We start from the raw sequence: 21,364 nt of genomic DNA, 5'->3' as shown, positions 1-21,364 counted from the left end.
TAACCCTGTACAACGAGAGGCGATTACACTCCAGTCTGGGGTACGTGCCCCCGGCAGAGTTTGCGGCCCAGTATCATCAAGCCCAGATGTGACTTGACCCCCTGTCCGCCTTCTTGGGTGCAGTCCATCCCTTGACCAACCGCGCTTCCTCTGAGCTTCACGCTCTACACTGGGGCTCATTCCGTCCTGCTTTAACGCACCCTGGATGCTGGTGAGGTGAACGTATGAAACTCAGTTACTCCGGTCAGGAAAAAGTTCAGGCCCCGCCCGCGGCCGTGTGGGCCTTCGTGCAGAATCCCGAGCGTGTGGCGGCGTGCCTGCCGGACGTGCAGGACATCAAGGTGACCGGCCCCAACCAGATGGAAGCGCTGGTGAACGTGGGCGTGGGCATGGTGAGGGGAAAGTTCAAATTCAAGATTGACGTGCAGCCGGACGAGGCGGCCGGCCGCGTGAACGTGAAGGTGTCGGGCGGCGGACTGGGCAGTGTGGTGGACATGCTGGCCGGGGCGAACATCGTCGATAACGGCGACGGCACCACCACCCTCGACTGGACCGGCGACGCTTCCATGCGCGGCCCGGTCGCCACGGTGGGCGGGCGGCTGCTGGATTCGCAGGCGCAGAAACTGATTCAGCAGACCTTCCAGAACATGAGTGCCAGCGTCGGGGCATCGTCCGGCACGCTGGCCTAACGGGATTACTTCTCCAGAATGGCGTCGGTGCTCAGCAATTCGTCTTTCAGGTCTTCGGGGGTCACTTGTCGGATGGCCCAGTACCCCACCCCCAGCCCCGCGAGGCTGCCCAGCAGCATCACCACGATCCACAGCGTACCGGCGCTGGCAAAGATGCCGTACAGCACCGTCAGGGCCGTGATGCAGCCGTGAACGGTAAGGGCGTCCATGAACCTGCGCCTGTTGTCCTCGTGCCGCGCCAGGGTGGCTTTGCGCCCGTGCTGAACGCCGGAGATCACCACGGCCAGCAGGCAGGCGAAGAGCAACAGAATGGACAACATACCCCCAGGGTACACGCCCTGAACTTACGTTGTTGTGACAGGGGAGAGCCATGAAAGACATTCCGGAAGCGCAGGCCCTCCAGCAGTCATTCCTTGAACGCGGCTACGTGGCGTCGCCCGCGTTGAGCACGGCACTGCGGCTGGTGGAGGCCCTGGGCAAACCGCTGCTGCTCGAAGGCCCGGCCGGCGTAGGCAAGACTGAAGCGGCCAAGACGCTGGCGGCGGTGCTGGGAACGCCGCTGATTCGCCTGCAGTGCTACGAGGGGCTGGACGCGCAATCGGCTCTGTACGAGTGGAATTACGCCCGGCAACTGCTGCACATCCGCGCCGCCGAGGCCCTGAACCAGGACATCGATGACGCCGCGCTCTACAGCGAGAAATTCCTGATGCGCCGGCCGCTGTTGCAGGCCATCAGCCAGCCCACGCCGCCAGTGCTGCTGATCGACGAGGTCGACCGCGCCGACGACGCCTTTGAGGCGTTCTTGCTGGAACTGCTGGCCGAGTGGCAGGTGACCGTGCCGGAACTGGGCACCCTCCAGGCCGTGTCGCGCCCGCACGTCCTGCTGACCAGCAACCGCTCGCGTGAACTGAGTGACGCGCTGCGCCGCCGCTGCCTGTACCAGTGGGTCGAGTACCCCACCCGCGCCGCCGAACTGGAGATCGTGCAGGCCAGGCTGCCCGGCATCAGCCAGAACCTGGCGCGGCAGGTCACCGACGCCGTACATACGCTGCGCGAGCTGCCGCTGAGTAAACCGCCGGGCGTGGCCGAAACGCTGGACTGGGCGCAGGCCCTGGTGGTGCTGCACCGCGATCACCTTGACCTGGACGCCCTGCGCACCACGCTGGGCACCGTGCTGAAACTCCGCGAGGACTGGCAACTGGCGCAGCCCGTGCTGGAGAAACAAGTCTCCCGCTGATGGAAAGGGGCTAATGGGGCGGCCTGACGTGGTGGGTGACCTGGCCGCGCACCTGCCGGACTTCGCCGCCAGGTTGCGCCTGAGCCACGGCTTTCTGCTGGGGCCGGGCGAAGTGGCGGACGCCCTGCGGGCGCTGGGGGCCGTGAACATCCTGAACATGCACGAGGTTAGGGACGCCTGGCGGGCCATTTTCAGCACGTCCCCGGAGCAGGGCCGCCTTTTCGACGCGGAGTTTGACGCTTTCTTCCGTTTCCGGCTGCTGGACTACCCACCCCTGCCGCCCCTGCTGCCACAGATACCGGGCGGCCCGCCACAGGAAGCCACTGCTCCCGCCGGAGAGGCACAGGAAGGCCAGAAAACCACGTCCCCGCGCAACCGAGGCGGCGAGCAGCTGGAGGCCGAGGCCCTGCCCGGCACGGCGGAGGGCCAGGCCCACGACGACCCGGACGCACCCGAAACGGACTTGACCCTGTTGGCGCGTCTCAGCCCGCATGCTGGACAGGGGGGCGCAGTCACCGGAACGCCGGCCGACCTGCCGCCTCTGCTGCGGGCCGCCCGCCAACTCGTGCAGGCGGTGCAACTCGGCCATGCCCGCAGGTTGGTGCCGCGTCCTACCGGCCGCAAACTGGATGCCCGGCGCACCGTCCGCCGCGCGGCCCGCACCGCCGGTGACCCGGTGACGCTGCACTGGCTGGGCCGCCCGCGCCACGCCCCACGCTTCCTGATCGTGCTGGACGGCAGCCGCAGCATGGGGGAGGATGCCCAGCGCCTGCTGCACTTCGCCTACGCCCTGCAACTCACGGCGCGTCGCGTCGAGGTCTACGCTTTCAGCACCGATCTGGTGCGCCTCACGCCGCGCCTGCGCGCCCTGAAACCGGGGCAGGAACTCACGTTGCCGGAACTGGGCGCCGCGTGGGGCGGCGGCACCCGCATAGGTGAAAACCTGCTGAAACTGGCCCGGCAGGAACGCGCCCGCGTGGGCCGGGAGACCGCCGTGTTCATTCTCAGTGACGGGCTGGACACCGGCGAGCCGGAACTGGTGCGCCGCGCCCTGCGTGACCTGTCGCGCCGCGCCGGACTGACGGTGTGGCTCTCGCCGCTGGCGGGCGTGCCCAATTACCAGCCCATCCAGCGGGCCGTGGCCGCTGCCCTGCCCAGCCTCGACGCCCTGCTGCCCGCCGCCAGCACTGCCGACCTGCTGGCGTTGCCCCGGCGCCTGAAAAACAGTTGAACAGCCTGACGACTTGCAAACGGCAAAACAGAGGGTGAGATGCGCGTTCCACGGCATCCCACCCTTGCTTTTTCAGTTGTTTTCTCAGTTGCCATTTCCCTTTTCAGGAGCGGTAACGCAGCGCCTCCATCAGTTCCTCGACGATTTCCACGGTGTCGCCCCGGTCGGCCGCCGTGGCGACGTGCGCTTCCAGGTGGCCGCGCAGCACCACGTCGGCTGCGCCGGAAAGGGCGCCCTGCACGGCCTTGATTTGCCGCAGCACGTCGACGCAGTACGCGTCTTCCTTTTCCAGCATTTTCACGATGCTTTCCAGGTGGCCCCGCGCAATGCTCAGGCGGTGGCGGGCGCGTTTGCGGGCGTCGTCGGGCATGCACAGGTGGGCAGAGTCGGTGGGGCAATGCGGGGCAGTTGGCTCGGCGGTGTTTTGCTCTCTGGTGTCGGTCATTTCAGCGCCTTCAGAAGTTCACGGCTCTGGGCGTCTTCCCGCTCCAGCGTGCGGTGAAGTTGCGCGGCAAATTGACGCAAATTGGCATTCCGGGTGTGAGAGGGCACCAGATTCAGAAGCTGGCGTAATTGTTCGTTTTGGCGCGGCAGGTACGTCAGGAACCACTCGTCGTAATTCTTCTGTGGCCCCAGGATGTCGATGATGGCGAACTGACCGCCACCCCAACCGCGCAACCGGGCAATGCTGGTACTGCGGGTGGTTTTGACCTGCCGGCCAAAGGCTTTCACCTGCGTATTCATGGCGCCGTACATGGTGGAGTTTGCCATCGTTTCACCGACTTTCGCCTGAGAAATGAACCAGCCCATAAACGCCTGGTCAAACGCAGCGTCTTTCAGCGAGTTCAGTTGACTGGAACCAATAAAGGCCGGGCGTGGCGGCGTTGGCTCCCGCCCACCTGCCACGGCCGACGTGCCTAGCAGAGCCAGCAGGGCAAGAAGCCGCTTCACTTGACCGTTTTTAACCACGCCTGATACTGATTGATTTCACCCTGCTGGGTTTTCAGGATGGCGGCGGCCATGTTCAGCACGGCTTTGTTCTGGCTGCGCGTCCGCGCCAGTTTCGCCATGTCAATCGCGCCCTGATGGTGCGGGATCATCTCGGTCAGGAACCAGCGATCCGCGCCGCCTTTCACCTCGGTCATGGTGGCCGGAGAGGCTTTCGGCACGCTGGCCTTCCACCTGTTCAGCCAGCCCTTCATTTGCTCGATCTCGCGGTTCTGAACGGTGATGACTTCCTGCGCGTTCTTCCTCACGCGGGTGTCGCTGGCGTTTTTCAGCGCGTAACGCGCCATGTCCACGGCCATGCGGTGGTGGTTGATCATCAGTTGCGCGAATTTCACGTCGAACGCCTGACCCTTTAGGGGACGCAGGACTTTCAGGTCGGCAGCGTTCATGTCCTGCATGGTCATGGGTGCAGCCCCGTGACCCGCGTGGGAATGCTGCGCGTGCGCCCCCCCACCCAGGAGCAGCACGCCCAGCAGCAGGAGGCGGGTGTGGTTCACGCTCCGGCGACCTCGGCCTTGTACCCTTCCTCGACCACGGCGGCGATCATGTCCTGCTGGCTGGCGCTGCCTTCCACCACGGCCTTGCCGGGTTGCAGCGTGACCTGCACGTCCTGCACGCCGGGAACGGTTTTCAGGGCTTTCTCGACGGCGCTCACGCAGTGACCGCAGCTCATACCGGTGATGTTCAGTTCCGTTTTCATACTCCGAATGGTAGACCCAGGGGGGGAGGATGTCAAGAGGCGATGGGCAGAAAGCATCTCACCTTTTTCTTTTTGGCTGAACTGGAGTTACTAAATCCGAAAATATGCTCTAAATTACATTTATATCCCCCTGGGGGGGACTAGGCTGGGCGCATGACGACGAAGACCTTGGACATCGACGTGGGCGGGATGACCTGCGCCGCCTGCGTCGGGCGGGTGGAGCGCGGCCTGAAGAAGGTGGAGGGCGTGCAGGAGGCCAACGTGAACCTCGCCACCGAGCGGGCCACGGTCACCTTCGACCCGGCGCTCACCAGCCCGGCGGCCCTGATTCAGAAGGTGGTGGATACGGGCTACGAGGCCCGCACGGCGGAACTGAGTTTCCCGGTGGGGGGCATGACCTGCGCGGCATGCGTGGGCCGCGTCGAACGCGCCCTGAACAAGGTGGACGGGGTTCTGGGCGCCAGCGTCAACCTGGCCACCGAACGGGCCAGCGTGCAGTACCTTCCCGCCGCGACCTCACCAGCAAAGTTGCGCGAAGCGGTACAAAACGCCGGCTACGAGGTACCCGACGAAGCGGCGCAAACCCAGTCGCGCCTGGACGCCGAACGGGAACGCAAGGAACACGAGATTGCCGGGCAGCGCCGCGCCCTGACGGTGGCCGCCGCGTTCAGCATTCCGCTGTTCATCCTCTCGATGGTGCCTATGCTGTACATGCCCCTGCACATGTGGCTGCTGGAACACGTGGGCGAGGGGCCCCTGAACTGGCTGATGCTGGCCCTGGCCGCGCCGGTGCAGTTCGGCCCCGGCCTGCGTTTTTACCGTACCGGCTGGGCCGCCCTGAAGCACCGCAGCCCCGACATGAACACGCTGGTGATGCTCGGCACGACGGCGGCCTTCGCGTACTCGCTGGCGGTCACGCTGGCCCCGCAATGGTTCCCGGCCGCCAGCCGCCACGTGTACTACGAAGCGAGCGCCGTGGTCATCACGCTGATCCTGCTGGGCAAGCTGTTCGAGGCGATTGCCAAAGGCCGCAGCAGCGAGGCCATGCGCACCCTGCTGGCCCTGCAACCCCAGTCCGCCCGCGTCCAGCGCAGCACTGCTGATGGACAGGCAGACGTGCAGGAAATCCCGGTGGACGCCGTGAAGGTCGGTGACCTGGTGCTGGTGCGCAGCGGCGAACGCCTGCCCGTCGACGGTGAAGTCGTGGAAGGCCGCAGTTACGTCGACGAGTCGATGCTCACCGGAGAAAGTGTTCCCGTCCTGAAAGAAGCCGGCGCGAAAGTCACGGGCGGCACCGTCAACGGCACAGGCGCCTTCACCTTCCGGGCCACCGGCGTCGGCGCGGATACGGCCCTCTCGCGCATCATCCGCATGGTCGAGGACGCGCAGAGCAGCCGCCCGCCCATTCAGGGCCTCGCCGACCGCGTGGTGAACGTCTTCGTTCCTATCGTGCTGGTCATCGCGGCCCTCACGTTCGCGTGGTGGTTCTTCGCGGGCGGCGAAGCGGCCCTCACCAATGCGCTGATTCACGCCGTGGCCGTGCTGATCATCGCCTGCCCGTGCGCCATGGGCCTCGCCACGCCCGTCAGCATCATGGTCGGTTCGGGACGTGCCGCGCAGATGGGCGTCCTCTTCCGCACCGGCGCCGCGCTGGAGGGCCTCGGTGAAGCGAAAGTGGTCGCCGTGGACAAGACGGGCACGGTCACCAGAGGACAGCCGGAAGTCACGGATGTCATTGCCAGTGACGGATCGCCGCTGGGCGAGGCGGAGCTGCTGCGCCTCGCCGCCGCCGCCGAAAGTTCATCGGAACACCCGCTGGCGCGCGCCATCGAGCGCGCCGCGGAACGGCCACAGGACAGCGGCCCCAAGCTGCAAGTCACATCCTTCGAGGCCATTCCCGGGTACGGCATCCGGGCCACCGTAAAAGGGCATACCGTGGAGGTGGGGGCGGCGCGCTTCATGACCCGGCTGGGCCTGCCGCTGGGTGAACTGGGCGCCAGGGCCGACGAACTGGCGGCCAAGGCCAGAACACCGGTGTTTGTGGCGGTGAATGGTGCGCTGGCGGGCCTGCTGGGCGTGGCCGATCCGGTACGTGACGGGAGTGTGCAGGCCATTCAGACCCTCAAAGCGCAGGGGCTGGAGGTCGCCATGATCACCGGAGACGCGCAGGCCACGGCGCAGGCGGTGGCAGCGGAAACGGGCGTGTCGCGTGTGCTGGCCGAGGTGCTGCCGGAAGGCAAGTCGGACGCGGTGAGCGGGTTACAGCAGGGAGGCCGCGCGGTGGCCTTCGTCGGGGACGGCATCAATGACGCGCCCGCGCTTGCCAAGGCGGACGTGGGTGTGGCGATTGGCACCGGCACCGACGTGGCGGTGGAAACGGCCGACGTGATCCTGATGAGCGGTGACCTGCGCGGCGTGCCGAATGCCATTGCCCTGAGCCGCGCCACGCTGCGGAACATCAAGATGAACCTGTTCTGGGCATTCGCCTACAACGTCATCCTGATTCCGGTGGCGGCGGGGGCGCTCAGCCGGTGGAACCTCAACCTCTCGCCTGTTCTGGCGGCGGCCGCGATGGGCCTCAGCAGCGTTTTCGTACTCACGAACGCCCTGAGGTTACGCGGGTTCAGGCCCCCGCTGGGCGTGGCCGTGACGCAGACCCAGCAGACTGAGGGGGTACCTCAACTCACCTGAAACGCGTCGGAAAATCATCCCCGTGGAGCACAGCTCTGGCGGGGATATTTTTTTCTTGGTTGTTGGTTCAGGCGCGGTAGTAAGGTCTTTCACCGGGTTTTCCAGCGGCCAGGTCGACCGGGGTAACGGGCAGCATCTCGCCGAACTGGATGTACTTGTTGGCCCGCTCGGGTTGCCCGGGGCCGCACAGGACAGTGACTTTCGGGTGCAACTGCGGGTTGCCGACTTCCAGCAGGGCCAGCCGTCCGGTCTGGTACGCGCCCAGGTCGGCGTATACGTGACGGTTCAGGCGCGTGGGATTGCGCACCGGCGTGTGGCCGTGAATGCTGTACACCACGCCTTCCGGCAGCGGAAAGGGGCCCTCGAAGGGGCGCAGCCACAGCGCCGCCGAGAGGGGGTTGGGATATTGCTGGTGCTTGACGGGCGGCGCGGCGTGCGACACCAGCACGCTGGGCGCGCCAGGTGGTTGATCGTGCACTTCGCCGTCGGCCGTGACGTACACCACGCGCTTGAGTTCACGCAGGTATTCCAGCAGCAGGGGAGGGAACTGCTCCAGCGTCAGGCCGCCCAGTTCCTGGCGAACCGTCTCGCCGCCCGCGCGCATCCACGACTGGTAGCCTTCCATGGCGCGGCGGTAATCGCCCATGTCATGCGTGCCCATGTACTGCGCGTACCAGTCGGGGCCTATCTGCGCCATGCGCTCGTGGTTGCCCATCAGCAGCGTGGCGCGGCCCTGTGCCTTCAGTTCCAGCAGCTTGGCGACCGTTGCCATGCTGTGCGGGCCACGGTCGATGACGTCCCCGAGTTGCAGGAAATGCGCGTCCGGAAACTGCCGAATGGCGGCGTCCAGCAGGTCGGCCCTGCCGTGCAGGTCGGGGATAACCACCACCTGCCGGGTCATGCGTTTTCCTCCGGTTCCGGGTGGAAGTCCAGCAGCGTCTGCTTGCTGCGTTCGCGCAGCAGCCGCGCGCCGCTGGCGTCCGGGGTAAAGGTCACGCCCTGCGCGGTGACGCTCACGCGGTAAGCCGCGCCGTCCGCAGCGGCAGGCAACCACGCGGCGGGAATCTGAAAGGTGCGGCCCTGAAGGTCTTCCACGTCGGCCAGTCCCGTCTGGTCGTCGATCAGGTCGATGACGAATAAATCAAGAGGCGCGTCGGTGGGGGAGGCGTCGGGCATCATGACGAGTAGTGTACGAAGTGGCGGCGGCCAGGGCTATATCAATTGCCAATCAATTGCCATGTTCAGCCGCGCGCGCCAGGGGGGTTTCCCTTCCATGCCCACGCTGTACCCCGGTTCTGAAAGTCGCGGCGGCTACCCTCTCGACGCTTCGCAGCCTTTTTCTCAGTTGCGGGGCGGGGTACAACTTCCAGCGGATGTGCCTTCGTGGCGTACCCGTTACCCTGGGCAGCATGAACCGCCCCCCACCCGCTGATCCGGTGCGTCGCCGTTTCCTGCGCGGCCTGCTGACTGGCACGCTGGCCCTGGGGACGCTGGGCGGCGCGACTGTGGCGCAGGCCTACCGGTTCGGCGTCACCCGCCACACCCGGCCGCTGTCTGGGCTAAAAAACCCGGTTCGGGTCGTCTTTCTGACCGACCTGCATTACGGCCTGTACATCGCGGCGGGCAGCGTACGCGAGTGGGTGAAGGCCACCAACGCGCTGCACCCGAACCTGATCCTGCTGGGCGGCGACCAGCTGGACAGCCGCATGGACGCCCCGCCTGGCCCGCTGCTCAGGGAGTTGCAACGCCTGCGGGCGCCGCTGGGCGTGTATGGCGTGTGGGGCAACCATGATTACGGCAGCTTCGGCCTCTACGGTGGCCGGCAGTACGGCCCGGCCCGGCCCGACTGGCCCGCCAAACGTGAGGAACTGCGCCAGGCTTTCGCGTCCCACGGCGTGACGATTCTACGCAACCAGGGCGTGGCCGTTCGGGGCGACCTGCACGTGGGCGGCATCGATGACCTGTGGCACGGGCAGCCCAGTGTGAAAGCCGCCCTGCAAGGCGCCGGGAGCCGCGCCACCCTCCTGGTGTCCCACAACCCAGACATCTTGCCAGACCTGCCGCCCGGCATCGGCCTGACCCTGAGCGGCCACACGCACGGCGGGCAGGTGCGTTTTCCCCTGATCGGTGCGCCCGTCGTGCCCAGCGAGTACGGCCAGCGCTACGCCATGGGCTGGGTGCAGGGCGCCCACGCCGCGCCCGCCTACGTCAGCCGGGGCCTGGGTGTCAGCGGCATTCCCATGCGTAATCTGTGCCAACCGGAAATCACGCTGCTGGACTTGACGCCAGCCGGGGACGGCTTACCGTCTACTTCAAGTCCTTGATCACCACGCTTTTCGGGTCGTAATCGATCTCGGGGTACTGCGGGTTCATGTCCTTCAGGGTGTCCAGGATGACCTGGCTGATCACCAGGTCGCGGAACCACTTGCGGTCGGCGGGAATCACGTACCAGGGGGCGGCGTCGGTGCTGGTGGTCAGGGCGTCTTGGTAGGCGTCCGTGAAGCTGTCCCAGTGCTCGCGGTCTTTCAGGTCACCGGGGTTGAATTTCCAGTTCTTGCCGGGTTCGTCCAGCCGGGCCTGCAGGCGTTCCTTCTGCTCATCGGGGCTGATGTGCAGATAGAACTTCAGGATGCGGGTGCCCGTATCGGTCAGCAGTTTCTCGAAGTTCACGATGTGCTCCAGGTGGCTGTGCGCGGTCTTGTCGTCGATCATGTCGTACACGCGCGTGACCAGCACATCTTCATAGTGGCTGCGGTTGAAGACGCCCACCATGCCCTTTTTCGGCACCTGCGCGTGAATGCGCCACAGGAAGTCATGGGCGCGCTCTTCCTCGCTGGGCACCTTGAAGTTGGCGATGTGAATGCCGTTCGGGTTGAAATCCCCGATGACTTTTTTCACCACGCCATCCTTCCCGGCAGCGTCCCGCGCCTGCAAGATGATCAGCAGGGCCTGTTTCCCCTCGGCGAACAGGCGTTCTTGCCACTCGAACAGCTCCTCGCTGAGTTCGGCGTCCAGGGCGGGCGCCTCCTCTTTGGTGAGTCCGCCGTTGTCGTCGGTGTTCCAGTCGCTCAGTCTGGCTTTCTTGCCTTTTTTCACGCGGTACTGGTCAGTTTTCATGAGCACGAGTCTAAGGGCCTGAGGCTCCCAGGGTTTAAGAAGGACACTTTAGAAATGGCTGATAACCCATTCTGGCTGTTCTGTGCGTCAAGTCCGACGGCAAAAGCGGTGAGGATAAGGCACGGCGCGGAGGTTGCGGCTGCCTTTCGAGGAAACCGTGCAGCGTCACGCCACGCGTCCTCAAGCGCAGCCGTTCCCGCTGTAGCAAATGCAGGACTGGAATCAGGAAGAGGATCTGCTGACATTCGTGCAGGAGCGCCTCATCACGCTGGAAAGCAGCCTGAAATCAACGTGAACCGTATTTTCCATGAGGCCAGCCTCAGCACGCGCTTCTGCACGCTGCCTATAGTGTCGGGCGTGAACCTCAGTTACTCCGGACAGGAAAAAGTGCAAGCGCCGCCCGCCGCCGTGTGGGCCTTTATCAGCGACCCCGCGCAGGTGGCGCGGTGCCTGCCGCGCATAGAGGACGTGCGCGTGATCGATGCCACGCACCTGCAGGGGCACGTCAGCATGGGCTCGGGCTTCATGAAAAGCAAAATCAAACTGAATATTGAAGTGGTGCCCGACTCCACGCAGAACCGCGTGAACGTGAAGGTCACCGGAGGCGGCCTGGGCAGCGCCCTGGAACTGATCGCCAGCGCCAACGTGGTGGACAATGGCGACGGCACCACCACCCTCGACTGGCAGGGAAGTGCCGACATGCGCGGCCCGCTGGCGAACATGGCCGGAAAAATGGCCGAGGAACAGGGACAGAAAATGATTTCCCGCACCTTCCAGAACATGAGCGCCAGCATCAGCCAGAACAGCAAGCAGGCATAGACACACTTTGAGAGCATTGACAACGGAATTCGCATACCTGCTCTAAACAGCGTCATCGAGAGCCGGAAGGTCAATGGGGGCGAACAAACCCGCCTGATCTCCCGGCCTTCAGTGTTTTCCGCTCTGGCTAGCGGTCAGGCAAGGGACAGCTTCTCGGCCCGCCCAGCGACTTCTTCCCATTCCACCGCCGTCTGCCGCCCGCCATCGAATTCGGCGCTCAGGTCGGCGTGCAACTGTTGCAGGCCAGGGTGGTCTTTGGGCAGTTCGTGGCCGGTGTGCTGCTTGATCAGGAAAATCAACCCCGCCAGGCCGCTGTCCTTCGTCAGGCTCACTTCCAGCGGGCGGCCCAGCAGTTTCGGCACGTCGAACGGTGCGTACATGGGCCAGAATTTGTTCAGTCCGTCGGCGTGAATACCTGCGCGGGTGCGGTGCGCGTCCCGTCCGTACAGCGGGTACTTGGCCGGAACCCCCTGCCCCAGCCCGGCGTACAGGGTTTCCAGTTCGTTCAGTGCTTTGAAATTCGGCATGGCCGACAGCCCCATACCCACCATGTGCAGCAGCACGCCCTCCAGTGGGGCATTGCCGCTGCGTTCGCCTTTGCCGAGCAGCGTGCCGTTGATGGCCGCGCACCCCGCCATGACCGCCGCCAGGCAGTTCGCCACGATCAGGTGCGTGTCGTTGTGCGGGTGGAACTCCAGCAGCTCGCCCGGCACGCCCGCCTCCATGAGTTCGCGCACCATGCCCGGCACACTGCGCGGCCACGCCACGCCCTCCAGCGGCAGCCCCACGCCCATCGTGTCGCAGATGCGAAAGCGCGGGGCCTGGCTTTCCGGGTAAGCCTGCGACAGGCGCTGCACCTCCTGCACGAACGGCAGAATGAATTCACGCGGGGCGCGGGTGGCGTCCTCCAGATGCAGGCGCGGCCTTAAGCCCGCGTCCAGCACCGCCTGCACGGCGTCCAGGTACATGCGGGCCGCCTGCGCCCGTCCGCCCGGCGTGAACTTATGGAAGGTGTGGTAATCACTGGCGCTGGCGAGCATGCCCGTCTCGCGCACGCCCAGGTGCGCCACCAGCTCGGCGTCCTTGCGCGTGGCGCGAATCCAGGTGGTCGGCTCCACCGGGTGACCACCCCTCCAGCGTTCCAGGGCGCCTTCCAGCATGGCGCGGTCGGCAGGGCGGTACACGAAGAACTCGGCCTGCCGCAGGGCCCCGGACTCGCCGGTGAATTCGCCCATCAGCTCGTAAATGCGCAGGCCGTCATCTGCCGTCAGGGGCAGTCCGCCCTGCTGCCCGTCGCGGTGCGTGGTTTCGGTCGTCCACGCCTGCGCGGGCAGGTGCGGCGGCTTCTCGCCCTGCCACACGAACTGCGGGAACGCCTCAGCGGGAAAAGCGGTGGGGAAGAGGTCAGGTTCAGGAACGTCACGCACCGAAAATTCACTGGTCATACCGGCAAGGTACGGGGGTTTATCAATGTCGTCAATCTTGATTAAAGAATCAATGTTAGATTGAAGTATGACTCTTGATGGCGTTGCTCTTGTGGATATGCACTGGCTTTTCAGCACGCCCCAGAGAAAGATTGAACCAGCCACCTTGCCGGACAGACACGCTGACTGGTTCGGTGAAGGGGCTTGACCGGGCAACCCATCGCCTTGACGGCGGCGGAGGCCACGCGCCTGCTGGGTGTGAAGCCCGCCACGCTGTACGCCTACGTGTCACGCGGCCTGATTCGCTCGGAGGTCGGGCCAGCGGGAACGCGGGAGAAACGCTACAACGCGCAGGACGTGCAGGCCCTGATCGGGCGGCAGTCGGTGCGCCGCAACCCGGAAAATGCCGTACAGGCAGCGGTCGGCACGGCCCTGAACTGGGGTTCGCCCATTCTGGAGAGCGCCCTGACGCACATCTCGGAGGGCACCCTGAGTTACCGGGGCCAGGAGGTCAGTCTGCTGGCGGACACGGCCAGCGTGGAGGAAGTGGCGGCGCTGCTGTGGACGGGTGATCTGCACGGCTGGCGCGAGTTGCCGCTGCGGGCGCGGCTCAACCTTCAGGCCCACCCACGTGCCCTGCTGCCGGCCGAGGCCTTCGGGTACGCGCTGACCCACGCCGGAACGCACGACGTGACCGCGCTCGACGCCCGCCCGGACGCGCTGCCCAGGCAGGCGGCCCGCGTGGTGAACCTGCTGTACGCCACGCTGGAGCGCCACGTGAGCCTTCCCGGTGCGCCTGACTTGCCTTTCCACCAGCGTCTGGCGCGCGCCTGGGGGGTGCCGGCGCAGGCTGACCTCCTGCGCCGTGCGCTGATTGTGCTGGCGGATCACGAACTCAATGTCAGCACCTTCGCGGCCCGCGTGACCGCCAGTTCCGGCGCCAGTCTGCACCACGCCACCCTGGCGGCCCTGTGCGCCCTGCAAGGCCCCAGGCACGGCCTGGCCTCGCTGGACGCCCACGACCTGATCTCGCTGGCCCGCCGGGACGGCCCCAAATCCGCCCTGCGAGACGCCACGCGCCGCTACAGTCGCCCGCCCGGCTTCGGCCACTCGCTGTATCCGGACGGCGACCCCCGCGCCTCGGTTCTGCTGGAAGCCCTGGAGACGGCTGTCCCGGACGCCCAGCTGGTGCACGTCACGCAGGAAATCAGGGCCGCCGTACAGGCCGAGACAGGCGAACGCATCAACATTGATTTCGCCCTGGCGGCCCTGATTCACGCGCTGGGCCGCCCGGCCGGGGACATCCTGACGCTGTTTGCCCTGGCCCGCAGCGTCGGCTGGCTGGGCCACGCCATCGAGACCGTCATGACCGGGCAGATGATCCGGCCCCGCGCCCGGTACGTCGGGCCCGCCACTTCGACCCGAATGGAGTGAGCCGCTCTATATGATTGTCCGTTCTCTTTTCCGCACGGCGTGAGTAAGAGAAAAATTCTGTTCTGAACGGCGTGGAGCAAATTCGGGTGTTGTTCTCGGATTTGCGCAATAGAGTTGCGAACGGGATGGGGGGAGCCCTGGCCTACACTGTCACGGCAGCCCCGAGCGGGTGATGGGGGGCGCTGACAAGAATTCCGGTTGATCGGTTATGAAATCACTGGCCAGCCGAGCGAAGCGAACAGGAACAACAAGCGTCCCGGGCGTGCCGTAAGCCCTCTGGCGTTGTTCCAGAGGGGGAACGAAATAAACGGGATGCTGATGACTTCAATGAATAGGGTGTGGACAACGGAACTGCTGTCGCTGCTGAGGCTGGCGGGGCCGGTCATCCTGTCTCAATTCGCGTCGAACGCGCTGGCCCTGATCGCCACCGCCGTGATCGGACGGCTGGGCGCCGCGGAACTGGCCGCCGCCGCTTACGCGAACGCCGCCTACTACCTGGTATTCATGATGCTGGTGGGCGTCATGCTGTCGGTCGCGCCGCGTGTCTCGCAGGCGCACGGGGCGGGGGACACGGCGGGCGTGACCCGCGCCCTGCACGCGGGCCTGCGGCTGGCGCTGCTGCTCAGCGCGGTGATGCTGCCGGTGGTCTGGGGCGTGGCGGCGCTGCTGCCCCACCTGGCCCCGGCCGATATTCGCAGCGACCTGGCCGCCACGTACCTGCGCGTGTACTCGCTGGGGATGCTGCCCACCCTGGCTTTCATGGCCCTGCGCGGCACGCTGGAGGGCACGGGAAAGCCCCGGCCCGTCACCCTGACTGCCTTCCTGGGGCTGGCGTGCGCGGGCCTGGTCAGCCCGGCCCTGACCTTCGGGTGGGGGCCGCTGCCGGCGCTGGGGGTGGCGGGAGCTGCAGGTGCCAGTGTCAGCGCCGCCTGGTTGATGGCCGCCGTGCTGTGGCCCAGCGCCCTGAAACGCGCCGGTCGCGCGGTGCCCCCGGGTCTGTCCACCGAACTGCGCGCCCTGTTCAGACTCGGGTGGCCCATCGGCCTGACGCTGGGCGCAGAAGGCGGCATGTTTACCGTCACCACCCTGCTGATGGCCCGCTTCGGCCCGGAAACGCTGGCGGCGCACAACATCACCTTGCAGGCCATTAACGCCATGTTCATGATCCCGCTGGGGCTCGCCTCGGCCACCAGCGTGCGCGTCGGGCACAACGCCGGCGCCAGAGACCACGCCGGGGCACGCCGCGCCGGGCTGATCGGGCTGGCCCTGGCCGTGACCGTCATGCTCAGTTTTGCCACGTTGGAACTGCTGGCGCCGCAGAGCATCCTGGGCGTGTTCGTGAACGTCCACGATCCCCGCAATGCCGCGCTGATCACCACCGCCACGGGCTTCCTGACCATCGCGGCCTTCTTTCAGACCGTGGACGGCCTGCAGGTCACCGCCAACGGCGCCCTGCGCGGCCTGCACGACACCCGCCTGCCGCTGATCGTCTCGCTGGTGGCCTACTGGCTGCTCGGCCTGGGTTCCGGCAGTCTGCTCGCCTTTGGGCTGGGCCTTGGTTCTCGCGGTCTGTGGTTCGGTCTGACCGCTGGACTGACTTTCGCCGCGGCGGCCCTGGTCTGGCGGTTTTTCCGCCTCACCCGGCGAAACGCGCATGAATCTCCCGCCTGAAGTGCGGCAAAGCCTGCACGTTCAGCCCGTCCGTACAACACGCCATAAAAAAACCGCCTCTTGGGCGGTGATGTCAAAAACTATAGCGCGTTATGCAGGCCACGTCAAACCTATGCGGGCTGGGCGGCCTTCGCGTCTGTTTCGTCGAAGTCGGGCACCAGGGTTTCCACGTCCCGAACGCGCTCCACGCTGAACATCAGGCCCATGATGACCAGCCCCAACACGCCCACGAACACGCCCAGCAGGCTGATGCCTGCGCCGGGGCCCGTGCCGACCAGCGGGCCGAAAATAGGCGCCAGCGACCCGCCCGCCGCCATGCCGGGGTTGAGCCACCTGTCCGCCAGCGGCCCGGCGATCAGCGTGGCCAGGGGCGTGGCCCCCCAGGCGATCACGCGCCGCGCCGCGAACACCTTGCCCTGCACGTCCGGCGGGGTTTTCATCTGCCAGATGGCCTGGTTGCTGCTGTTGGTCAGCGGGGCCGAGAAAGAGGCGATGACCGCCCCCAGAATCCACACCGGCACGCTCTGCCCCAGCCCCAGAATGAGGGTGCCGCTCAGGGCGATCATCCAGCCGATCAGCACGCCGTAAATCCGCTTTTTCGGGCCGCCCCAGGCGCTCAGCAGCACGCCCGCCACCAGGGCGCTGATCCCCCCGGCCATTTCCACCGCCGCCAGCGCCTTCGCGTTGCTGGCAGTGCGGGCCAGGATCATGGGGGCGTGCAGGCTGCCGAACAGGTTGCTCAGCAGGTTGCCCAGCAGGAACACGCCCTGCAGGGCCAGCAGACTGGGGTGCGAGGCGATGAACCGGAACCCGTACACTGCTTCTTTCCAGAGGTTTCCCTGCGCCTGCTGCCCGGTTTCACTGCGCGGCGGGCGCGGAACAAGCACGGGCAGCAGGGCCAGAATGGCGATGGCGGCGCAGATCAGGTCAAGTTCGACGATGCGCGTCAGGCCGACCTGTGCGTACAGCAAAGCACCCAGCATGGGCGCGGCGATGCCCGCCACCGACAGCACCGTGCCCTGCATGGCGCTGGCCCGCTGGTACTGCTCCTTGGGCAGCATCACGGTGGACGCCAGCGAGTAGGAGGGCCACTGGAACGACTCGGCCAGGGCCTGGAAAGCCATCAGCGCGTAAATCCAGCCCAACGCCAGATGGTTGGTGCCGAGCAGCAACAGCAGCAGCAGGCCGCTCAGGAAATTCGTGACATCCGAGATCATCATCACGCGCTTGAGGTGATGACTCCAGCGGTCGACCAGCGCGCCCGCCAGCGGGGAGAACAGCAGCAAAGGCAGCATGGCGAACAGGCCCATGTAGGCCATGGCGGTGGCGCTGTGCGTTTCCTGCCACACCCACAGCGGAATGGCGAAACGTGTGATGGACGATCCGAGCACGCCGACGAGTTGCCCGGCCCAGATGACGGTGTAACCGCGCAGACCAGTCAAGAGTGGCATGGGCTTATGGTGAAGCTTCTCTACTTCAGAGGAAATAAGCCATTTAAAGTAGAAGGGTGAGCGGCGCTTCAGGTGAATCGAAGGCGAACCCGACCGGGGGCAGAACCGGCCATCCTGGGCTGGTGACGGGAGCCGAACCGCCGGTAGTTTGCGGAAGGCCCACGAAGCAGAGGGGGTTGGGATGACGCCTTATTCCATCACCACCCCGGAAGCGGCGAACCTGCTGGCCCGGCCCGACGTCGCCCGCCTGCTCAAGCCGTTCATGCGCGGCCCGCGCACCCTGTCGCAAGTCGCGCAGGCGCAGGATATGCGTGTGGAAACCCTGCATTACCGCGTGCAGCAGCTTCGGCGCGCCGGGCTGCTGCGGGTGGTGGGCGAGGTGCCGCGCCGGGGCCGCCCCCTGAAACTCTACGAGGCGGTGGCCACCGCCTTCGTCTTTTCGGCCGACCTGCTCAGCCCTGAGGCCCTTCAGGAACTCTCGCTGGGGAAGGCGTGGCTGCGGGAATTCATGGAGGAACTGGAGCGCCTCACGGGCACTGACGAGCAGCGCACCGTGCAGGTGAGCCTGAACAGTGCCGGCGCGCTGATCTGGGGCACCGCCGATGAGCTTCCCGAACGCCCCGAACATCCCGCCGCGTACTTCACGCAGTCGGCGGCGCTGTACCTGACGCCCGCCGAGGCCGAGGAACTTGCCGCTGAACTGGACACCCTTTACCAGCGCTACGAAGGGCGCAGCGGCCCGAAACGGTACGGCCTGATTCTGGGCCTGACGCCCCTGTCGCGCCCGGTCGATTGACCAGAAGAGGGTGCCATCGGCATCCCAGGAAACAGGCCGGCGTGGTCGGTCAGGCCGCCCGTCTGAACGGGTTGGGTTTACACTGCCCTGGCGATGGCCCCCACCCCTGAACGATTTGCGAAGATCCTGCGCGTGCTGCAAAAGCGCCAGCCGACCCTGACCGTCCTGATGGACGAGGTGAACAAGCCCCACAACCTCTCGGCGATCGTGCGCACCTGCGACGCCGTGGGCGTGCTGGAGGCCCACGCCGTGCCGCCCAGCGGCGGGAAACTGGCCGAGTTCGAGGGGCATACCTACGACGCCACCAGCGGCAGCGCCCACAAATGGGTCAAGGTGAACAAACAGACTGACGCCCTGGCGGCCGTGCGCGAGTTGCAGGGGCGCGGCTTTCAGGTGCTCGCCACGCACCTCTCGCAGCGCAGCGTGGATTACCGCGAGGTCGATTACACGCGGCCCACCTGCGTACTGCTGGGCGCGGAGAAGTGGGGCGTGGGCGACGGGGCGGCGCAGGCGGCGGATCACAACATCGTCATTCCCATGTTCGGGATGGTGCAGAGCCTGAACGTGTCGGTGGCCGCCGCCACCATCCTGTTCGAGGCACAGCGGCAACGGCTGGCGGCCGGGATGTACGCCGCGCCGCAACTCGCGCCGGCTGACCTGGCCGCCCTGGCCTTCGAATGGGCCTACCCTGATCTTGCCCCCGCCTACCGCGAACGCGGCGAAGCCTACCCCGCCCTCGACGAAACGGGCCAGATCATCTCCTGAAGCCAGCGCACTCCCCCAAGGAGACCACCGACATGGAATTCAACCTGGACGATGCCCTGCTGCTGCTGCGCCGCACCCCGGCCACCCTGATCGGCCTGCTGACAGGCCTGAGCAGTGAGTGGCTGCACACCAACGAAGGCGCGGATACCTGGAGTCCGCATCAGGTGGTGGCGCACCTGATCCTGGCCGAACACCACAACTGGCTGCCGCGCGTCCGGGCCATTCTGGAGCAGGGTGGGGCCTTCCCACCGTTCGACCGTTTTGCCCATCTGCAAAGGTCGCCGGACGTGTCCACCGTTCAGCTCCTGAGTGAATTTCAGGCTGTGCGCGGGGCCAACTTGCAGGCCTTACAGGCCCTTAACCTCACGCCCGCCGACCTGAACCGCACCGGGCAGCACCCGGAGTTCGGAACAGTCACGCTGGCGCAACTGCTGAGCACCTGGACGGTTCACGACCATGCGCACCTGGTGCAGATTTCGCGCACCCTGGCCGGAAACTACCGCGAGGCGGTGGGGCCGTGGCAGGCTTACCTCTCCATTCTGAGGTAATGGGGCTTACCTGCCCCTCAGCGGCGATTCCCGCCTTTTGCGGCGGGCTTTTCGTGCATTGTGTACTCCTGCGGCGTGCGCGATTCACTGCGAGCCGTTAAACTGATCCCTGCAACCGCGCCTCTTGAACGTCCCTGGAGGACGTTGTGGGGCCAGAGGGAACCACTTTGAACAAACCTGTTTTCTGGAAGCCGACCCGTACGGAGGTTCGTTGATGTTCGGGCTGGAAATGCCGCCCCTGACGCCGGAGTTCTGGGCCATTCTGGGCACGCTGGTGCTGTTGGAGGGCCTGCTCTCGGCAGACAACGCGCTGGTGCTGGCGGTCATGGTGCGTCACCTGAAGGGCGACCTGCAACGCAAAGCCCTGGCCTACGGCATCGGCGGGGCGGTCGTGCTGCGCGTCCTGGGCGTGCTGCTGGCCAGTTTCGTGCTGGAGTACTGGTGGCTCAGGGCGTTCGGGGCCCTGTACCTGGCTTACCTGGCGATCAGTCACTTCACCAAGAAAGAAGACCACCACGCCGAGGGCGGCGGGCGCAAAATGGGCTTCTGGATGACGGTGGTGATGCTGAACCTGACCGACCTGGCCTTCAGCGTGGACAGCATCCTGGCGGGCGTGGCCCTGATTCCGCGCGGCATGCCCAGCAACCAGGGTCTGACCATCGTGATTATCGGCGGGATCATCGGCCTGATCCTGATGCGTATTGCCGCCACGCTGTTCCTGAAGCTGCTGAACAAGTACCCGGCCTTCGATACGGTGGCTTACGCGCTGGTGGGCTGGATTGCCGTGAAACTGGGCGTGGAAACGCTGGAAGCCGCGCACGAGGTGTATCCCTCGGTGCCGACCTGGCACATGCCCAGCGCCCTTTTCTGGGGTGTCATGGCCGCCATTGCCATCATCGGTTCCTTCCTGGCCACCCGCAAACCCGCCATGAGCGACGAGGAAGCCGAGCGCCTGGCCCACCTTGAAGGCACCGACCTCTCCGAAACAGATGAAGAGCTCAGCCCGCCTCTGCCCTCAGACAGGCGTTGATTCGGGGCATATCGGGGTCACTTCCATACTGGCCACTTCCGTTCTGGAGGTGGCTTTTTTCATGTCTGGGCCTGGGCACGGGTACTGGGCACTAACCCGCCCGCCAGGCGGGAACGCTATGCTCTGAGCCGTCTATGTACCTTGTCGTCGAAGGCCCCATCGGGGTGGGAAAAACCAGTCTGGCCGGCCGCCTGGCCCGGCGTTACGGTGCTGAACTGAACCTGGAGATCGTGGAGGAAAACCCCTTTCTGGCCCACTTCTACCAGCAGCCGGACGCCTACTCGTTTCAGGTGCAGGTGTTTTTCCTGCTCTCGCGCTTCAAGCAGCTTTCGGCGCTCGCGCAGCCGGGACTCTTCAGCGGCAACGTGGTCAGCGACTACCTGTTCGACAAGGACTTCATCTTCGCGGCCATGAACCTCAAGGACGCCGAGTTCGCGCTGTATCAGGACCTGTACACCCACCTGTCCCCGCGCCTGCCGGTGCCGGACCTGGTGGTGTACCTGCGGGCCGACACCGACGAGCTGCTGCGCCGCATCGAGAAACGGGGCCGTTCCTTCGAGGACGACATGAAGGCCGAGTACCTGGCCGACCTGACCGCCCGTTACGACGATTATTTCCGTACCTATCCCCACCCGCACCTGATCATCGACGCCGCCGGGTACGATTTCGTGGAACGCCCCGAAGATGAACAGGCCCTGCTGACCCGCATCGACGAGGCCCTGAACGCCGGAAGGGCCGCCGACTGATGGTCGG

Annotated in this window: 23 protein-coding genes; 13 read left to right on the top strand and 10 right to left on the bottom strand. The window is 65.8% G+C overall.

What is annotated here, in order from left to right; all coding sequences use genetic code 11:
• Positions 1–224 precede the first annotated feature (224 nt).
• A complete protein-coding gene (locus E5Z01_RS07995) occupies positions 225–689 on the top strand; it encodes an SRPBCC family protein (protein ID WP_119764333.1) in 465 nt (154 codons plus the stop codon).
• 5 nt (positions 690–694) lie between these two features.
• Here E5Z01_RS07995 and E5Z01_RS07990 read toward each other — a convergent pair whose 3' ends face one another.
• Positions 695–1,009: a hypothetical protein gene (locus E5Z01_RS07990; protein WP_135228881.1), complete on the bottom strand. Its 315-nt coding sequence runs from the start codon at positions 1,007–1,009 to the stop codon at positions 695–697.
• A 50-nt stretch (positions 1,010–1,059) separates the two neighbouring features.
• Between E5Z01_RS07990 and E5Z01_RS07985 the strand changes: the two genes are divergently transcribed.
• Positions 1,060–1,926, top strand: coding sequence for an AAA family ATPase (locus E5Z01_RS07985; RefSeq protein WP_135228880.1), 867 nt, complete (start codon positions 1,060–1,062; stop codon positions 1,924–1,926).
• 13 nt (positions 1,927–1,939) lie between these two features.
• Positions 1,940–3,157 (top strand): vWA domain-containing protein, encoded by a 1,218-nt coding sequence (locus E5Z01_RS07980; protein WP_135228879.1) that lies wholly within the window; start codon positions 1,940–1,942, stop codon positions 3,155–3,157.
• Between the two features lie 103 nt (positions 3,158–3,260).
• Here the strand turns inward: E5Z01_RS07980 and E5Z01_RS07975 are convergent, their stop codons facing one another.
• The 4 genes from E5Z01_RS07975 to E5Z01_RS07960 are packed head-to-tail and all read right to left on the bottom strand — an operon-like array spanning position 3,261 to position 4,865.
• A complete protein-coding gene (locus E5Z01_RS07975; protein WP_135228878.1) occupies positions 3,261–3,602 on the bottom strand; it encodes a metal-sensitive transcriptional regulator in 342 nt (113 codons plus the stop codon).
• Positions 3,599–4,108 (bottom strand): DUF305 domain-containing protein, encoded by a 510-nt coding sequence (locus E5Z01_RS07970; protein ID WP_135228877.1) that lies wholly within the window; start codon positions 4,106–4,108, stop codon positions 3,599–3,601. The genes E5Z01_RS07975 and E5Z01_RS07970 overlap by 4 nt, the downstream gene beginning before the upstream one ends.
• Entirely contained in the window at positions 4,105–4,662 is a 558-nt protein-coding gene (locus tag E5Z01_RS07965) for a DUF305 domain-containing protein (protein WP_240738238.1), read from the bottom strand. Before E5Z01_RS07965 ends, E5Z01_RS07970 begins: the two co-directional genes overlap by 4 nt.
• Positions 4,659–4,865, bottom strand: a complete 207-nt coding sequence (locus tag E5Z01_RS07960) for a CopZ family metallochaperone (protein ID WP_119764345.1) — start codon at positions 4,863–4,865, stop codon at positions 4,659–4,661. Before E5Z01_RS07960 ends, E5Z01_RS07965 begins: the two co-directional genes overlap by 4 nt.
• 153 nt (positions 4,866–5,018) lie before the next feature.
• Between E5Z01_RS07960 and E5Z01_RS07955 the strand changes: the two genes are divergently transcribed.
• The gene (locus tag E5Z01_RS07955) at positions 5,019–7,556 is read left to right on the top strand and encodes a heavy metal translocating P-type ATPase (RefSeq protein WP_135228876.1); all 2,538 of its coding nucleotides are present in this window, start codon (positions 5,019–5,021) and stop codon (positions 7,554–7,556) included.
• Positions 7,557–7,623: 67 nt separating this feature from the next.
• Here E5Z01_RS07955 and E5Z01_RS07950 read toward each other — a convergent pair whose 3' ends face one another.
• The gene (locus E5Z01_RS07950) at positions 7,624–8,457 is read right to left on the bottom strand and encodes a metallophosphoesterase (RefSeq protein ID WP_119764349.1); all 834 of its coding nucleotides are present in this window, start codon (positions 8,455–8,457) and stop codon (positions 7,624–7,626) included.
• Entirely contained in the window at positions 8,454–8,735 is a 282-nt protein-coding gene (locus E5Z01_RS07945; protein ID WP_338069134.1) for a hypothetical protein, read from the bottom strand. The genes E5Z01_RS07950 and E5Z01_RS07945 overlap by 4 nt, the downstream gene beginning before the upstream one ends.
• A gap of 230 nt (positions 8,736–8,965) precedes the next feature.
• Between E5Z01_RS07945 and E5Z01_RS07940 the strand changes: the two genes are divergently transcribed.
• Positions 8,966–9,880 (top strand): metallophosphoesterase, encoded by a 915-nt coding sequence (locus E5Z01_RS07940; RefSeq protein WP_135228875.1) that lies wholly within the window; start codon positions 8,966–8,968, stop codon positions 9,878–9,880.
• Here E5Z01_RS07940 and E5Z01_RS07935 read toward each other — a convergent pair.
• Positions 9,864–10,673, bottom strand: coding sequence for a polyphosphate kinase 2 family protein (locus E5Z01_RS07935; RefSeq protein WP_135228874.1), 810 nt, complete (start codon positions 10,671–10,673; stop codon positions 9,864–9,866). The genes E5Z01_RS07940 and E5Z01_RS07935 overlap by 17 nt on opposite strands.
• A gap of 291 nt (positions 10,674–10,964) precedes the next feature.
• Here E5Z01_RS07935 and E5Z01_RS07930 point away from each other — a divergent pair, with 291 nt between their 5' ends.
• On the top strand, positions 10,965–11,492 hold the full coding sequence (locus tag E5Z01_RS07930; RefSeq protein WP_240738237.1) for an SRPBCC family protein: 528 nt from the start codon (positions 10,965–10,967) through the stop codon (positions 11,490–11,492).
• A gap of 134 nt (positions 11,493–11,626) precedes the next feature.
• On the opposite strand, the gene E5Z01_RS07925 is transcribed toward E5Z01_RS07930, so the two are convergent.
• A complete protein-coding gene (locus E5Z01_RS07925; protein ID WP_135228873.1) occupies positions 11,627–12,937 on the bottom strand; it encodes a pyruvate carboxyltransferase in 1,311 nt (436 codons plus the stop codon).
• Positions 12,938–13,120: 183 nt separating this feature from the next.
• On the opposite strand from E5Z01_RS07925, the gene E5Z01_RS07920 reads away from it, so the two are divergent.
• The gene (locus E5Z01_RS07920; RefSeq protein ID WP_240738236.1) at positions 13,121–14,350 is read left to right on the top strand and encodes a citrate synthase family protein; all 1,230 of its coding nucleotides are present in this window, start codon (positions 13,121–13,123) and stop codon (positions 14,348–14,350) included.
• 318 nt (positions 14,351–14,668) lie between these two features.
• Positions 14,669–16,021 (top strand): MATE family efflux transporter, encoded by a 1,353-nt coding sequence (locus E5Z01_RS07915; protein ID WP_135228872.1) that lies wholly within the window; start codon positions 14,669–14,671, stop codon positions 16,019–16,021.
• A 110-nt stretch (positions 16,022–16,131) separates the two neighbouring features.
• On the opposite strand, the gene E5Z01_RS07910 is transcribed toward E5Z01_RS07915, so the two are convergent.
• Entirely contained in the window at positions 16,132–17,472 is a 1,341-nt protein-coding gene (locus tag E5Z01_RS07910; RefSeq protein ID WP_135228871.1) for an MFS transporter, read from the bottom strand.
• A 181-nt stretch (positions 17,473–17,653) separates the two neighbouring features.
• Here E5Z01_RS07910 and E5Z01_RS07905 point away from each other — a divergent pair, with 181 nt between their 5' ends.
• The 5 genes from E5Z01_RS07905 to E5Z01_RS07885 all read left to right on the top strand — a co-directional run bounded on the left by E5Z01_RS07905 (position 17,654) and on the right by E5Z01_RS07885 (position 21,357).
• Positions 17,654–18,268 (top strand): ArsR/SmtB family transcription factor, encoded by a 615-nt coding sequence (locus tag E5Z01_RS07905; RefSeq protein ID WP_135228870.1) that lies wholly within the window; start codon positions 17,654–17,656, stop codon positions 18,266–18,268.
• A gap of 93 nt (positions 18,269–18,361) precedes the next feature.
• Positions 18,362–19,033 (top strand): tRNA (guanosine(18)-2'-O)-methyltransferase TrmH, encoded by a 672-nt coding sequence (gene trmH / locus E5Z01_RS07900; protein ID WP_135228869.1) that lies wholly within the window; start codon positions 18,362–18,364, stop codon positions 19,031–19,033.
• A gap of 32 nt (positions 19,034–19,065) precedes the next feature.
• Positions 19,066–19,581 carry a DinB family protein gene (locus E5Z01_RS07895; RefSeq protein ID WP_135228868.1) on the top strand — a complete coding sequence of 172 codons (516 nt, stop codon included), beginning with the start codon at positions 19,066–19,068 and terminating at the stop codon, positions 19,579–19,581.
• Between the two features lie 214 nt (positions 19,582–19,795).
• Positions 19,796–20,611: a TerC family protein gene (locus E5Z01_RS07890; protein ID WP_135228867.1), complete on the top strand. Its 816-nt coding sequence runs from the start codon at positions 19,796–19,798 to the stop codon at positions 20,609–20,611.
• 134 nt (positions 20,612–20,745) lie between these two features.
• Complete coding sequence (locus tag E5Z01_RS07885; protein WP_135228866.1) at positions 20,746–21,357, top strand: deoxynucleoside kinase; 612 nt, start codon at positions 20,746–20,748, stop codon at positions 21,355–21,357.
• Positions 21,358–21,364 lie beyond the last annotated feature (7 nt).

Origin of the sequence: Deinococcus fonticola (genome assembly GCF_004634215.1) — a bacterium.
In the GTDB taxonomy this organism is placed as follows: Bacteria; Deinococcota; Deinococci; order Deinococcales; family Deinococcaceae; genus Deinococcus; species Deinococcus fonticola.
The sequence above is the reverse complement of the archived record's forward strand: the minus strand, read 5'-3'. Positions and strand labels throughout refer to the sequence as shown.